Below are 13,507 nucleotides of genomic sequence, written 5' to 3'. Positions count from 1 at the left end.
GCCAGGCCCACCACCACGGGGGCGGTGAAGGCCCACGCGTCGGGGGCGGTCGAGGAGCGGCGGAGCAGCGCGACGACCGCGGCCACCGCGACGACCACGGGCACGAGGGCGGCGAGGGCGCTGGCGCGGCGCGCCCGTTCGGCACCGGCGGGGCGGAGCAGCTCCGTCAGCGGTCCGCGCAGCGCGACCACCATCGCGGTGACGACGGTGGCCGAGGCGAGGAGCCACACCGCGGCGACCAGTGCCGGGGACGCGACCTCGGCGCCGAGTGCCAGCGGCACCGCCGCACCCACCGCGCCGCCGAGGACGGCGGTCAGCATCGGTTCGGTGACGAGCGCGGTCACCCAGCGCATGCCGCGGCGGCCGTGCAGGCGCAGCAGCGCCGCCTCCTGCCGACGCGCGGAGCCGAGGGCGACGCCGGCGCCGGGGAGCACCCCGGCCGCGAGCACGACCAGCGGCACGAGGAGGGCGGGCCTGCCGCCGGCGTCGGCGAGCACGGTGGCCGCGGTGACCACCGCGATGGCGGCCGCGACGGGCAGGTGGGTGCCCCGCCGGGCCCACCACCCGGCCACGACGCGCAACGTCATGCGATCCGGCCCTCGTCGATCGCGACGTGGTGGTCGGCGAGCTCGACGATGGCGGGGTCGTGGGTGGCGATGACGACGACGCATCCCCGCTCGGCCTCGGCGCGCAGGGCGTCGAGGACGACCGCGACGTTGCCCTGGTCGAGCTCGCTCGTCGGCTCGTCGGCGAGCAGCACGGGCGCGCCCACCACCAGGCCGCGGGCGCAGGCCACGCGCTGCAGCTGCCCGCCGGAGAGCTCCTCCACCTGGCGGTCGCCGAGGTCGGCGATGTCGAAGCGCGCCAGCGCTGCCTCGGCCCGGTCGGAGGCGTCGGTCCACGAGGTGCCGCGGGCGCGCAGCGCGATGGCGACGTTCTCGCGGGCGGACAGGATGGGGACCAGGCCGTAGACCTGGAGCACGAAGGCGATCTCGGGGGGCGGGTCGCCGTCGCCCTGCCACGTCGCGCGGCCGTCGTACGTCGCGGCGCCGGTGCTCGGGGCGACCAGGCCGCCGGCGATCGAGAGCAGCGTCGTCTTGCCCGAACCGCTCGGCCCGGACAGCGCGGTCACGCGGCCGGCCGCGAACGTCACGGAGACGTCGTCGAGCAGGAGGGGACCGGGCTGGTAGCTGACGTGGTCGAGGACCAGGTCGCCGGTCCCGTTCATCCCGGCGCTCATCGCAGACCGTCCCGCGGGATGCCGGTCTCGTCCGCCGGGTGGCTGATCACGATCCGGCGCGGCTCCGCATCGACGCGGACGAGCGTGCCGGCCGGCCACTGGGTGGTCAGGTGCGAGGGCAGGTGGAGGACCCCTTCGCTGCCGATGACGGCGTACTCGGCGCCGTGGTGCCCCTCGGACCCGACCCGGCCGCCCTTCATCGTCACGGTGCGGGGGAAGGTCGCGGCGACCTCCGGCTGGTGGGTGACCACCACGACGGTGGTGCCGAAGTCGCGGTTGAGGTCGTGGAGCAGGCCGACCACGGCGTCACGGTCCACGTGGGAGAGCTGGCTGGTCGGCTCGTCGGCGAGCAGCAGGCCGGGCGTCGTGGCGACGGCGCACGCGAGGGCCAGGCGCTGGCGCTGGCCGCCCGACATCGTGCTCACCACCTGGTCGGCCTGGTCGGTCAGCCCCACCCGGTCGAGCAGGTCGGACACGCCCGGCGCCCGGTCGGCCTCCTCGGCCGTCATGCCGATGCGGGCGAACTCCACGTTGCGTCGCGCCGTCGTGTAGGGCAGGAGGTTGCGGGTGGACCCCTGCAGCATGGTCGCCACCCGGCGCGCACGGAGCCGCGAGAGGTGTCGCTCGCTCATCCGCGAGATGTCGTCGTCGCCGAGCAGGATGCGCCCGGCGCTGGGCCGCTGGATGCCGCCGAGCAGCGCGAGCAGGGTGGACTTGCCCGACCCGCTCGGGCCGAGGAACGCGACGCGTTCGCCCGGGGCGATCTCGAGGTCGACGCCCTGCAGTGCCACCACGTCGTGGCCCTCGAAGGTGCGGTAGAGGTGCACCACGCCCGAGCACCGGACGCCGATGCCGCCCCCGTCCTGCACGTGAAGTCCTCCTGAAGCTGCGTCGTCGTACCGTCACCCGGCCGCGCCGGAATGCTGGGACATCATGCACCGGCGACGACGACTCGGCGTGCGACGACGCCCTTGGATCGATCCAAAGTTACCGGTCCGTACCGCGGGCCACCGTGGGTCGCGCAGGACCGGGCGCCCGATATGGTCGGAGTGGTCACCAAAGGCCGCAGTTGTCGACGGGGTCACCGAAGGCCCCACCAAGGAGGCATCACCATGACTGTCCGCGTAGGTATCAACGGCTTCGGCCGCATCGGCCGCAACTTCTTCCGTGCCGTTCGCGCCTCGGGCGCCGACATCGAGATCGTCGGCGTGAACGACCTGACCGACAACGCCTCACTGGCCAACCTGCTCAAGTTCGACTCGATCCTGGGTCGGCTCGACGCCGACGTGACCAGCGACGACACGTCGATCAAGGTGGGCGACCAGACCATCGCCGCGTTCGCCGAGCGCGACCCGTCCGCCCTGAAGTGGGGCGACATCGGTGCCGACGTCGTCGTCGAGTCCACCGGCTTCTTCACCGACGCGACCAAGGCCAAGGCCCACGTCGACGCCGGCGCCAAGAAGGTCATCATCTCCGCGCCCGCCTCCAACGAGGACATCACCATCGTGATGGGCGTCAACCACGAGCTCTACGACCCCTCGGCCCACACCGTCATCTCCAACGCGTCCTGCACGACCAACTGCCTCGCGCCGATGGCGAAGGCGCTGCACGACGGTCTCGGCATCAACAAGGGCCTGATGACGACCATCCACGCCTACACCGCTGACCAGAACCTCCAGGACAACATCCACAAGGACCCGCGTCGCGCCCGCGCCGCCGCGCTCAACATGGTGCCCACCTCGACCGGTGCGGCGAAGGCCATCGGCCTCGTCCTGCCCGAGCTCAAGGGCAAGCTCGACGGCTACGCCATGCGCGTCCCGGTCCCCACCGGCTCCGCCACCGACCTGACCTTCGAGGCCAGCCGCGAGACGTCGGTCGACGAGGTCAACGAGATCGTCCGGGCTGCCGCCGACGGGCGCTACCTGCGCTACTCGACCGACCCGCTGGTCTCGACCGACATCGTCACCGACCCGGCGTCCTGCATCTTCGACGCGCCCCTCACCAAGGTGATCGGCAACCAGGTCAAGGTGCTCGGCTGGTACGACAACGAGTGGGGCTACTCCAACCGCCTCGCCGACCTGATCACCCACGTCGGCACGTCGCTCTGACCGATGGCCGAGTCCGCCGCTGGCATCGAGTCCCTCGGTGACCTGAGAGGCAAGCGCGTCCTGGTCCGCTCGGACCTGAACGTGCCCCTCGACGGCACCACCATCACCGACGACGGCCGGATCCGCGCGAGCGTCCCGACCATCACGCAGCTGTCCGACGCGGGCGCCCGGGTGGTCGTGACCGCCCACCTGGGCCGCCCCAAGGGCGCGCCAGACCCGGCGTACTCGCTGGAGCCGGTCGCCGGTCGGCTGTCCGAGCTCCTCGGGCGGCCGGTGGCGTTCGCGACCGACACCGTCGGCGCGAGCGCGTCCGAGACCGTCGCCGGCCTGCAGGACGGTGACGTCGCCCTCCTGGAGAACGTCCGCTTCAACGACGGCGAGACCAGCAAGGACGACGAGGTCCGCGGCGCGTTCGCCGACCAGCTCGCCCAGCTGGCCGACGCCTTCGTCTCCGACGGCTTCGGCGTCGTCCACCGCAAGCAGGCGAGCGTGTACGACATCGCGCTGCGGCTGCCGTCCGCGATGGGCGGCCTGGTGGCGGCGGAGGTCGACGTGCTGAGGCGTCTGACGGAGGAGCCCGAGCGGCCCTACGTCGTCGTGCTGGGCGGGTCGAAGGTCTCCGACAAGCTCGGGGTCATCGACAACCTCATCGACAAGGCCGACAAGCTGCTCATCGGCGGCGGCATGGTCTTCACCTTCCTCAAGGCCCAGGGCCACGAGGTCGGCAAGAGCCTCCTCGAGGCCGACCAGCTCGACACCTGCAACCGCTACCTCAGCGAGGCGGCGGACCGCGGCGTCGAGATCGTGCTGCCCACCGACGTCGTGGTCGACACGGCGTTCCCGTCGGGCGACCGCGAGCCGCAGCCGTCCGTCGTACCCGCCTCGGAGATCCCGGCCGACGCCCTCGGGCTCGACATCGGGCCGGAGTCGGCGGCCGCCTTCGCGGCGGCGCTGGCCGACGCCAGGACGGTCTTCTGGAACGGCCCGATGGGCGTGTTCGAGACCGACGCCTTCGCCGGCGGCACCCGTGCGGTCGCGCAGGCGCTGACCGAGATCGACGGCCTGTCGGTCGTCGGCGGCGGCGATTCCGCCGCGGCCGTGCGCCAGCTCGGCTTCGACGAGGCCGCGTTCGGCCACATCTCCACCGGCGGTGGCGCGTCGCTGGAGTTCCTGGAGGGCAAGGAGCTCCCGGGCATCGCCGTACTCGAGAGGGGCTGACCGTGGCCGAGAAGACGAACCGCACGCCGCTGATGGCGGGCAACTGGAAGATGAACCTCAACCACCAGGAAGCGGTGGTGACCGTCCAGAAGCTCGCCTGGACGCTGTCGGACAAGCGCCACGACTTCGGCAAGGTCGAGGTCGTCGTGGTGCCGCCGTACACCGACCTTCGCTCGGTGCAGACGCTGGTCGACGGCGACCGGCTGTCGATCCGCTACGGCGCCCAGGACGTCTCCGTCCACGACAACGGCGCCTACACCGGCGAGATCTCCGCGGCCATGCTGTCCAAGCTGGGCTGCTCCTACGTCGTCGTCGGGCACAGCGAGCGCCGGATGTACCACAATGAGTCCGACGAGCTGGTCAACGCGAAGGCCCACAAGTCGCTCCACGCCGGGATGACCCCGATCGTGTGCGTCGGGGAGGGTCTCGACGTACGCCAGGCCGGCGAGCACGTGCCCTTCACGCTCACGCAGCTCGACGGCTCGCTCGACGGGTTCACCGCCGAGCAGGTCGCGGGCCTCGTGGTCGCCTACGAGCCCGTCTGGGCCATCGGCACGGGCGAGGTGGCGACCCCGGACGACGCGCAGGAGGTCTGCGCGGCGATCCGCGAGCGCGTCCGCGAGGTGCACGGCGACGGTGCGGCCGACGGCCTGCGGATCCTCTACGGCGGGTCGGTCAAGGCCGCCAACGTCGGCGGGATCATGGAGAAGGCGGACGTCGACGGATGCCTCGTCGGGGGCGCCAGCCTGCAGGTCGACGAGTTCGGCGGGATCTGCCGCTTCTACGACATGCCGGTGCTGTGAGGGCGCTCACCGGTTCGCGGCGGACGTGACGTAGGCTTCCGACCGTGATTCTTGCTTTCACCATCCTGCTCGTCCTCACGAGCGCGATCATGATCCTGCTGGTGCTCCTCCACAAGGGCCGCGGTGGCGGCCTGTCCGACATGTTCGGTGGCGGCGTGTCCAGCAGCCTGGGGGGATCGTCGGTCGCTGAGCGCAACCTCGACCGCTTCACGATCGGGGTCGGCCTCATCTGGTTTGCCTGTGTTGTCGCCCTCGGCCTGCTCATGGCCTACCAGGGCAGCTGAGTCCCCCGAGCGTTTCTGAGAAGGAGTCGTCATGGCTGGTGCTGGAAACGCGATCCGCGGTAGTCGAGTCGGGGCCGGCCCGATGGGTGAGGCCGAGCGCGGCGAGGCCGCACCGCGGCAGGCAGTGACGTACTTCTGCAGCCACGACCACCGGTCCGTGGTGACCTTCGCGATCGAGGCCGCGGTGCCCGAGTCGTGGGACTGCCCGAAGTGCGGCCTGCCGGCGAGCCTCGACTCCGAGAACCCCCCGCCGGCCCCCAAGATCGAGCCCTACAAGACGCACCTGGCCTACGTGAAGGAGCGTCGCAGCGAGACCGAGGCGGCCGACATCCTCGACGAGGCCGTCGCCCTCCTGCGCAGCCGCCGCAAGGCCGGCGAGATCATCTTCTGACCGACCGGTCATCTCCTCGCGCTAGGCATCGCCGAGCGGGCACTTCCTCGCGCTAGCAGGCGCCGAGCGGGCACTTCCTCGCGCTAGGCATCGCCGAGCGGGCATCTCCTCGCGCTAGGGAGCGCCGGGCGGGCGCTGGTCCTGCTTGCGCCTGTGGATGACCTACGACGTCCAGCGCCCGTTTCGGGCATCGTCCGAGCATGCAGCGCTTGCCGACCTGGTGCCGCGACGCCGTCCTGCTGGACGGAACCGCGCCACTGCCTGTCGATCGACCGTTCACCTCGCACGAGGCCGACGCGGCCGGCGTCCCCCCGAGTCTCCGGCGCAAGCTGGTCGCGAACGGTCTGTTGAGGCCGATGGTGCGCGGGGTGTTCGTCGCGACCCAGGTGCCTGACTCGCTGCGACTCCGCGTTGCTGCCGTGGCGCTGGTGACACCTCCCCACGTCGTGGTGGTCGACAGGACCGCGGCCTGGATCCATGGAGTCGATGCTCTTCCCCGCAGCGCCATCCACGAGATGCCGTCCTTGGACCTCTACAGCCGCAGCGCCAGCAGGATGAGACGCGCCGGCGTGAGCAGCGGTACGCGGCACCTGACTGGAGCGGACATCGAGGATGCCGGCGGTGTGGCGGTCACGACAGCCCTTCGCACGGCTTGYGACCTGGGCAGGCTGCTGTGGAGGTACGACGCGCTCGCGGCCATTGACGGGTTCCTCCGCCTCGGCGTGGCACGGGAGCAGCTGGTCGGTGAGATCGACAGGTTCAAGGGACACCGCGGTGTCGTGCAGCTCCGACGCTTGGCTGCGCTCGGCGATCCCGGTGCGGAGTCGCCACCGGAGAGCGCGCTCAGGCTGCACTGGCACGAGGCCGACATACCAGCCTGGCCCACGACCCAGATCTGGGTGCACGCAGATGACGGCACACCGCAGTTCCGGATCGACGTGGGCGATCCGGAGGTGCGGTTCGGCGGGGAGTACTTCGGGGAGGAGTTCCACGGCGAGGACGACGAGGCCTCGGACGAGGACCGCCTGCGATGGCTCAGGAACCGACGTGCCTGGGTCATGGAGGTGTTCACCAAGTCGGACGTCTACGGCCCGGACCTCGCGGCGGGTGATCGCCTCCATCAGGGCTACCTCGCGGCGCGGTCGACCATGGGCCTGCGGCGTCGGACGTACGTCGACCTCGGCAGGTTGTAGCGCGAGGAAGTGCCCGCTCGGCAGGTTGTAGCGCGAGGAAGTGCCCGGTCGGCAGGCTGTAGCGCGAGGAGGTGCCCGGTCAGAGGGCGGAGGCGGCGGCCTCGTCGAGCCACCAGACGGTCTCCTCACCGCGTGCGCCGCGGGCGGGGGTCTCGGTGACCGACCCGTCGGGAGCAAGCGCACGGGCGACCGCCTCGGCCTTGCCGTCGCCGCTGGCGATGAACCACACCGCGCGGCAGCGCTCCATCGCCTCGAAGGTGAGGGTGACGCGGTCGGGCGGCGGCTTGGGGGAGTCGTGGACGGCGACGGCGATCGCGTCGCGCGCCTCCAGCGCAGCGTGGCCGGGGAAGAGCGACGCGCAGTGGCCGTCGGGGCCGATGCCGAGCATCAGCACCTCGAAGAACCCGGCGCCGTGCTGGCGCAGCGCTTCGCCGTAGGCCGCCGCGGCGTCCTCGGCGGTCGCGACCTGGTCGCTCGCCGGCACCTCGTGGACGTTGGCCGGGTCGACGGGGACGTGGTCGAGGAGCGACTCGCGGGCCTGGCGCGCGTTGCGGTCGGGGGAGTCGGCGGGCACGAAGCGCTCGTCACCCCACCAGAACACGACGCGGGACCATTCGACCGCGGAGTCGACGGCCCGGCGCGCGAGCTCGCGGTGGAGCTCCTCGGCGATGGTGCCCCCGGTGAGCCCGACCTGCGGAACCTCGCCGCGCGCCTGCGCGGCCTCGAGCCGGGCGAGCAGGGCGGAGGCGATGTCGCCGACGAGCACGTCCGCGTCGTCGTGGCGGCGGACCTCGGGCTCGTTCACTTCTTGCTCCTCAGCTTGACCAGGCGGGCGGCGACCTCGGCGTAGACGTCGTCCTCGTCGAGGCGGCGCAGCTCCTCCGCCAGCAGGGCCGGCACCTCGCGGCGCTTCAGCGCGACCGGCCGGTCGGGCCGGTTGGGCGAGGAGAACGTCGCCAGGCGGCCGTCGGCGCGGGAGATGCGGATCGGGCCTTCCTTGGTGTCCATGGTGACCTCGGTGATGCCGGGGCCGTCGGAGTTGCCGCGGGCGACCTCGACCTTGAGCCGGTCGCTGAGCCAGGCCACCAGCAGGTCGGCGCTGGGGCTGATCCGCTCGGCGGTCACCTTGGCGCGGGTCACCTTGAGGGGGTGCTGGTCCAGGGCCGCGGCGAGGAGCGCGCGCCACGGCGTCAACCGGGTCCAGCTCAGGTCGGTGTTGCCGGGCGCGTAGGTGCGGCACTGGGTCAGCATCGCGGTGGACTTGCCGCGCGGGACCGCCGCGGAGTCGGTGATGCGCCGCTGTGCAAGAGCGCCGAGCGGGTCGGCCGCGACGTCGGCCGGCGCGGACGTCGGCCACCAGATGGCGACGGGGGAGTCGGGGAGCAGCAGGGGTAGCACGACGGACTCGGCGTGCTTGACCACCTCGCCCTTCAGCCGGATCACGGCGATCTCGCCTCCCCAGCCGTCGCCGCTGCCGACCTGGGCGTTGACCTGGGCGGCGCCGCGCGCGTCACCGAGGATGACGCCGAGGACCCGGGACGGGTGCTCGCGCGAGGCACGCTTGGCCGCGGCCATCGCCTCGGCCGCGTCGTCCTCGGGGGCGACGATGACCAGGGTCATCACCATCCCCATCGCCGGGCTGCCGGCCCGGGTGCGTGAGCGGATGAACTCCGCGGCGATCTTGGACGAGCTGGTGTCGGTCAATTCGATCATCTCGGGGTCCCCTCGGTGTTGTTCGGCGGAGGAGCGGCTTGGGGTCCCCGCGGGAAAGTGGTCCGGGGGAGCGAAGCGGAGGAGGTCACTTGGTCGTGGGGCGAAGCGTTGCGGGGGAGGCGAAGAACAGCGTGGGGTGAGGTCATCAGGGCCTCCTCCAGGTGCGGCCGTCGCGCGCAAGCATCTTGTCGGCGGACTCAGGACCCCAGGTGCCGGAGTCGTACTGGTCCGGCTTGCCCTTGCGGGCCCAGAACTCGATCACGGGGTCCAGGATCTTCCACGAGAGCTCGACCTCCTCGTGCCGCGGGAACAGCGGCGGGTCGCCGAGCAGGACGTCGAGGATGAGCCGTTCGTACGCCTCGGCGCTGGCCTCGGTGAAGGAGCCGCCGTAGGCGAAGTCCATGTTGACGTCGCGGATCTCCATCGCGGTGCCGGGCACCTTCGACCCGAAGCGCAGTGTCATGCCCTCGTCGGGCTGCACGCGGATGACCAGGGCGTTGTGCGTCAGGTCCTCGGTCGCGGTCTGCGCGAACGGCAGGTGTGGCGCGCGCTTGAAGACGATGGCGACCTCGGTGACGCGCCTCCCCAGCCGCTTGCCGGTCCGGAGGTAGAACGGCACCCCGGCCCAGCGGCGGGTCTCAACGTTGACGGTGATCGCGGCGAAGGTCTCGGTCGTGGAGGTCTTCCTGATGCCCTCCTCCTCCAGGAAGCCCTGGACCTTCTCGCCCCCGGCCCACCCGGCGGCGTACTGGCCGCGCGCGGTGGTGAGGTCGAGACGCGCCGGCAGCGTGGCCGACTTGAGCACCTTCTGCTTCTCGATGCGCAGGCTCCTGGCGTCGAACGCGATGGGCTCCTCCATCGCGACGAGCGCCATCAGCTGCAGCAGGTGGTTCTGGATGACGTCGCGCGCCGCCCCGATGCCGTCGTAGTAGCCCGCGCGGCCGCCGATGCCGATGTCCTCGGCCATCGTGATCTGCACGTGGTCGACGTAGTTGGCGTTCCAGATCGGCTCGAACATGTTGTTGGCGAACCGCATCGCCAGGATGTTCTGGACCGTCTCCTTGCCGAGGTAGTGGTCGATCCGGAAGACCGACCCGGAGGGGAAGACGCCGTCGAGGGTGCGGTTGAGCTCGCGCGCCGACTCGAGGTCGTGGCCGAACGGCTTCTCCACGACCACGCGGCGCCACTGCTCGGGTCCGGGGTCGGCGAGGCCGTGCTCCTTGAGCTGGCCCACGACGGTGCCGAAGAAGGCGGGCGGGATCGCGAGGTAGAAGGCCATGTTGCCGCCGGTGCCGCGCAGCTGGTCGAGCTCCTCGACGGTGCGGCGCAGGTGGTCGAAGGCGGCGTCGTCGTCGAAGTCGCCCGAGACGAAGCGGAAGCCCTCGGACAGCTGCTTCCAGACCTCCTCGCGGAACGGCGTACGAGCGTGCTCCTTGACCGCGTCGTGCACGATCTGTGCGAAGTCCTGGTCGGCCCAGTCGCGCCGGGCGAAGCCGACGAGGCTGAAGCCCGGCGGCAGCAGGCCGCGGTTGGCGAGGTCGTAGATCGCGGGCATGACCTTCTTGCGCGACAGGTCACCCGTCACGCCGAAGAGGACCATGCCGCAGGGGCCGGCGATCCGCGGCAACCGGCGGTCCTGCGGGTCGCGCAGCGGGTTGGTGTGGGTCATGCGGGGTCCCCAAGTCGTTGTTCGGAGGAGCGGAGCGGGGGAGAGGAACGTCGTGGGGTGCTCATCGTCGTCGGTTCTCCTGGTAGTAGCGGATCAGCGACTGCGTGGAGGGGTCCTGCTCGGCGGCCACGGACGCGTCGCCCGAGACCGCCGGCCGCAGCTCCTGGGCGAGCTGCTTGCCGAGCTCGACGCCCCACTGGTCGAAGCTGTCGATGCCCCACACGGCGCCCTGGACGAAGGTGATGTGCTCGTAGAGGGCGATGAGCTGGCCGAGCACGGACGGCGTGAGCGCCGCCGCCATGATCGACGTCGTCGGGCGGTTGCCCGGGAAGGTGCGCGCCGACACCAGCTCCTCGGCGACACCCTCCGCGCGGACCTCGTCGGCGCTCTTGCCGAATGCGAGCGCCTTGGTCTGCGCGAGGAAGTTGGCCAGCAGCAGCTCGTGGACGTCGGTCTCGCCGTCGTCAGTGCGGTCGACGAGCTCGTACGACGGTCGCGCGAAGGCGATGAAGTCGGCCGGCACGAGCCGGGTGCCCTGGTGGATGAGCTGGTAGAAGGCGTGCTGGCCGTTGGTGCCGGGCTCGCCCCAGAAGACCTCGCCCGTGTCGTATTCGACGGCCGAGCCGTCCCACCGCACGCCCTTGCCGTTGGACTCCATCGTCAGCTGCTGGAGGTAGGCGGGGAAGCGGTGCAGCAGCTGCGCGTAGGGGAGCACGGCGTGGGTGTGGGCACCGAGGAAGTTGGTGTACCAGACGTTGAGCAGTCCCATCCGGAGCGGCACGTTGGACTCCGGCGGCGCGGTGCGGAAGTGCTCGTCCATCGCGTGGAACCCGGCGAGCAGCTCCGCGAAGCGCTCCGGCCCGACGGCCACGACGAGCGACAGCCCGATCGCGGAGTCCATCGAGTAGCGCCCGCCGACCCAGTCCCAGAAGCCGAACGCGTTGTCGGGGTCGATCCCGAAGTCGGCCACCTTGTCGAGCGCCGTGGACACGGCGACGAAGTGCTGGGCGACCGCGGCCGCCTCGTCGGTGCCCGACGGCAGGTGCTGGAGGAGCCAGGCCCGGCACAGCCGGGCGTTGGTCAGCGTCTCGAGGGTGCCGAAGGTCTTGCTGGAGACGATGAACAGCGTCGTCTCCGGGTCGAGGTCGGACAGCGCCTGCCCGGCATCGGTGGGGTCGATGTTGCTGATGAAGCGGCACGACAGCCCGTCCTGGCGGTAGGGCTCGAGCGCCTCGTAGGCCATCACGGGCCCGAGGTCGGACCCGCCGATGCCGATGTTGACGACCGTCTCGATCCGCTTGCCGGTCACGCCGGTCCACTCACCCGACCTGACGCGGTCGGCGAAGGCGTACACCCGCTCGAGCACCTCGTGGACGTCGGCCACGACGTCCTGGCCGTCGACGCTCAGCGACGCGTCGACCGGCAGCCGGAGCGCGGCGTGGAGCACCGCGCGGTCCTCGGTGACGTTGATGTGCTCGCCCGCCAGCATCGCGTCGCGACGCCCGGTCACGCCGACCTCGTCGGCGAGCGCGAGCAGCGCCGCCTCCACGTCACCGTCGAGGAGGTTCTTCGACAGGTCGACGTGGAGGTCGGCGGCGGTGAGGCTCTGGCGGTCGACCCACTCCGGCGTCAGCGTGGCGCGCAGGTCGGGCTGGTACGACGCCGCGAGCTCGGCGAGCCGTGCCCACGCCTCCGTCGTGGTGGGGTCGACCGCGTCACTCATGCGCGAGCGGCCTCGAGGGACTTCGCGAGCGTCGTCTGCAGCTCGTCCCAGGCGACGACGAACTTGTCGACGCCCTCCTTGATGAGCACCTCGATCACGTCGTCGTAGTCGATGCCGGCATCCTCGAGCGCCTTCATGTGGGCGGCGGCGTCGTCGTAGAACGGACGGATGCGGTCGCCGCGGACCTCGCCGTGGTCGGCGACGGCCTCGAGGGTCTTCTCGGGCATCGTGTTGACGGTGTCCTCGACGACCAGGTCGACGACGTACATCGTATCGTCGTAGTCGGGGTTCTTGACCCCGGTCGACGCCCACAGCGGGCGCTGCTTGCGCGCGCCCTTGGCCTCGAGCGCGGCCCACCGGTCGCCGCTGAAGAACTCCTCGAACATCTGGAAGGCCAGCCGGGCGTTGGCCACGCCGGCCTTGCCGCGCAGGGACGGGTCGGTGCCCGGTCCCTCCGTGGTCGCCTCGAGCCGCTTGTCGATCTCGGAGTCGACGCGCGAGACGAAGAAGGACGCCACCGAGTGGATGTCGGCGAGCTCGTGACCGTTGTCGGCGGCCTGCTCGAGGCCCGAGACGTAGGCCTCCATGACGTTGCGGTACTGCTCGAGGCCGAAGATCAGCGTCACGTTGACCGAGATGCCGGCGGCGATGGTCTCCGTGATGGCCGGCCAGCCCTCCTTCGTGCCGGGGATCTTGATGAGGAGGTTGGGCTGGTCGACGATCCGCCAGAGCTCGGCGGCCTCCTTGACGGTCTCGCCGGTGTCGTGGGCGAAGCCGGGGGACACCTCGATGGAGACGCGGCCGTCGACACCGTCGGTGGCGTCGAAGACCGGGCGCATCACCTTGCAGGCGTCGCGCACGTCGTCGGTGGTGATGACCTGCGTGGCCTTGTCGACGTCGGCGCCCGCGGCGGCGAGCTCGCGCACCTGCGGGTCGTAGCGCTCACCGTCGGCCAGCGCGGCCTGGAAGATGGCCGGGTTGGACGTGACGCCCACGACGTGGCTGTTCTTCACCAGGTCGGCCAGGTTGCCGGTCTCCAGCCGCTCGCGGGAGAGGTCGTCGAGCCAGATGGACACCCCGGCGTCGGCCAGGGCCTTGAGACGGTCGTTCATGCGGTGCCTCCAGATGTTCGGTGGGGACTGGCGGGTGAGCCCAGTCGGTCAGG

The 13,507-nt window shown here is 71.3% G+C and carries 14 protein-coding genes; 6 read left to right on the top strand and 8 right to left on the bottom strand.

From position 1 onward, the window contains the following. The 3 genes from AC1DP1_RS21170 to AC1DP1_RS21160 form a co-directional block, all read right to left on the bottom strand. Window positions 1-587, bottom strand: a 587-nt coding sequence (locus AC1DP1_RS21170) for a hypothetical protein (protein WP_477508513.1), incomplete at its 3' end; no start/stop codon positions are given. Further along, on the bottom strand, window positions 584-1,240 hold the full coding sequence (locus AC1DP1_RS21165; RefSeq protein ID WP_457191439.1) for an ABC transporter ATP-binding protein: 657 nt from the start codon (window positions 1,238-1,240) through the stop codon (window positions 584-586). The genes AC1DP1_RS21170 and AC1DP1_RS21165, both read right to left, overlap by 4 nt. After that, the gene (locus AC1DP1_RS21160; protein WP_300044811.1) at window positions 1,237-2,109 is read right to left on the bottom strand and encodes an ABC transporter ATP-binding protein; all 873 of its coding nucleotides are present in this window, start codon (window positions 2,107-2,109) and stop codon (window positions 1,237-1,239) included. Before AC1DP1_RS21160 ends, AC1DP1_RS21165 begins: the two co-directional genes overlap by 4 nt. 243 nt (window positions 2,110-2,352) lie before the next feature. On the opposite strand from AC1DP1_RS21160, the gene gap reads away from it, so the two are divergent. From gap to AC1DP1_RS21130, 6 genes are all read left to right on the top strand, one after another. Then, window positions 2,353-3,348 carry a type I glyceraldehyde-3-phosphate dehydrogenase gene (gap, locus tag AC1DP1_RS21155; protein ID WP_457191437.1) on the top strand — a complete coding sequence of 332 codons (996 nt, stop codon included), beginning with the start codon at window positions 2,353-2,355 and terminating at the stop codon, window positions 3,346-3,348. A 3-nt stretch (window positions 3,349-3,351) separates the two neighbouring features. Further along, on the top strand, window positions 3,352-4,566 hold the full coding sequence (locus AC1DP1_RS21150) for a phosphoglycerate kinase (protein WP_477508512.1): 1,215 nt from the start codon (window positions 3,352-3,354) through the stop codon (window positions 4,564-4,566). 32 nt (window positions 4,567-4,598) lie between these two features. Next, window positions 4,599-5,369: a triose-phosphate isomerase gene (gene tpiA, locus AC1DP1_RS21145; protein WP_457191447.1), complete on the top strand. Its 771-nt coding sequence runs from the start codon at window positions 4,599-4,601 to the stop codon at window positions 5,367-5,369. A 44-nt stretch (window positions 5,370-5,413) separates the two neighbouring features. Beyond that, window positions 5,414-5,653, top strand: coding sequence for a preprotein translocase subunit SecG (secG, locus tag AC1DP1_RS21140; protein WP_477508511.1), 240 nt, complete (start codon window positions 5,414-5,416; stop codon window positions 5,651-5,653). A gap of 31 nt (window positions 5,654-5,684) precedes the next feature. Then, window positions 5,685-6,044, top strand: a complete 360-nt coding sequence (locus AC1DP1_RS21135; protein ID WP_172259783.1) for an RNA polymerase-binding protein RbpA — start codon at window positions 5,685-5,687, stop codon at window positions 6,042-6,044. A 200-nt stretch (window positions 6,045-6,244) separates the two neighbouring features. Further along, a complete protein-coding gene (locus AC1DP1_RS21130; protein WP_477508510.1) occupies window positions 6,245-7,237 on the top strand; it encodes a hypothetical protein in 993 nt (330 codons plus the stop codon). Between the two features lie 79 nt (window positions 7,238-7,316). On the opposite strand, the gene pgl is transcribed toward AC1DP1_RS21130, so the two are convergent. From pgl to tal, 5 genes are all read right to left on the bottom strand, one after another. Beyond that, window positions 7,317-8,042 carry a 6-phosphogluconolactonase gene (pgl, locus tag AC1DP1_RS21125; protein ID WP_477508509.1) on the bottom strand — a complete coding sequence of 242 codons (726 nt, stop codon included), beginning with the start codon at window positions 8,040-8,042 and terminating at the stop codon, window positions 7,317-7,319. Next, complete coding sequence (locus AC1DP1_RS21120) at window positions 8,039-8,950, bottom strand: glucose-6-phosphate dehydrogenase assembly protein OpcA (RefSeq protein ID WP_457191426.1); 912 nt, start codon at window positions 8,948-8,950, stop codon at window positions 8,039-8,041. Before AC1DP1_RS21120 ends, pgl begins: the two co-directional genes overlap by 4 nt. A gap of 145 nt (window positions 8,951-9,095) precedes the next feature. Further along, a complete protein-coding gene (gene zwf, locus AC1DP1_RS21115; protein WP_477508508.1) occupies window positions 9,096-10,619 on the bottom strand; it encodes a glucose-6-phosphate dehydrogenase in 1,524 nt (507 codons plus the stop codon). Between the two features lie 61 nt (window positions 10,620-10,680). After that, complete coding sequence (pgi, locus tag AC1DP1_RS21110) at window positions 10,681-12,342, bottom strand: glucose-6-phosphate isomerase (RefSeq protein WP_477508507.1); 1,662 nt, start codon at window positions 12,340-12,342, stop codon at window positions 10,681-10,683. Beyond that, window positions 12,339-13,454 (bottom strand): transaldolase, encoded by a 1,116-nt coding sequence (gene tal / locus AC1DP1_RS21105; RefSeq protein ID WP_457191421.1) that lies wholly within the window; start codon window positions 13,452-13,454, stop codon window positions 12,339-12,341. Before tal ends, pgi begins: the two co-directional genes overlap by 4 nt. Window positions 13,455-13,507: the final 53 nt, after the last annotated feature.

The organism is Nocardioides sp. P4_G10 (assembly GCF_056401175.1).
Note: the sequence above shows the minus strand (reverse complement) of the source record. Positions and strands in the feature narration are given on the sequence as shown.

Coding starts and splice junctions, on each gene's coding strand:
- AC1DP1_RS21150 (WP_477508512.1), top strand. CDS start 3,352: ATGGCCGAGTCCGCCGCTGGCATCGAGTCCCTCGGTGACCTGAGAGGC.
- AC1DP1_RS21135 (WP_172259783.1), top strand. CDS start 5,685: ATGGCTGGTGCTGGAAACGCGATCCGCGGTAGTCGAGTCGGGGCCGGC.
- gap (WP_457191437.1), top strand. CDS start 2,353: ATGACTGTCCGCGTAGGTATCAACGGCTTCGGCCGCATCGGCCGCAAC.
- pgi (WP_477508507.1), bottom strand. CDS start 12,342: ATGAGTGACGCGGTCGACCCCACCACGACGGAGGCGTGGGCACGGCTC.
- AC1DP1_RS21165 (WP_457191439.1), bottom strand. CDS start 1,240: ATGAGCGCCGGGATGAACGGGACCGGCGACCTGGTCCTCGACCACGTC.
- tpiA (WP_457191447.1), top strand. CDS start 4,599: ATGGCGGGCAACTGGAAGATGAACCTCAACCACCAGGAAGCGGTGGTG.
- AC1DP1_RS21120 (WP_457191426.1), bottom strand. CDS start 8,950: ATGATCGAATTGACCGACACCAGCTCGTCCAAGATCGCCGCGGAGTTC.
- tal (WP_457191421.1), bottom strand. CDS start 13,454: ATGAACGACCGTCTCAAGGCCCTGGCCGACGCCGGGGTGTCCATCTGG.
- zwf (WP_477508508.1), bottom strand. CDS start 10,619: ATGACCCACACCAACCCGCTGCGCGACCCGCAGGACCGCCGGTTGCCG.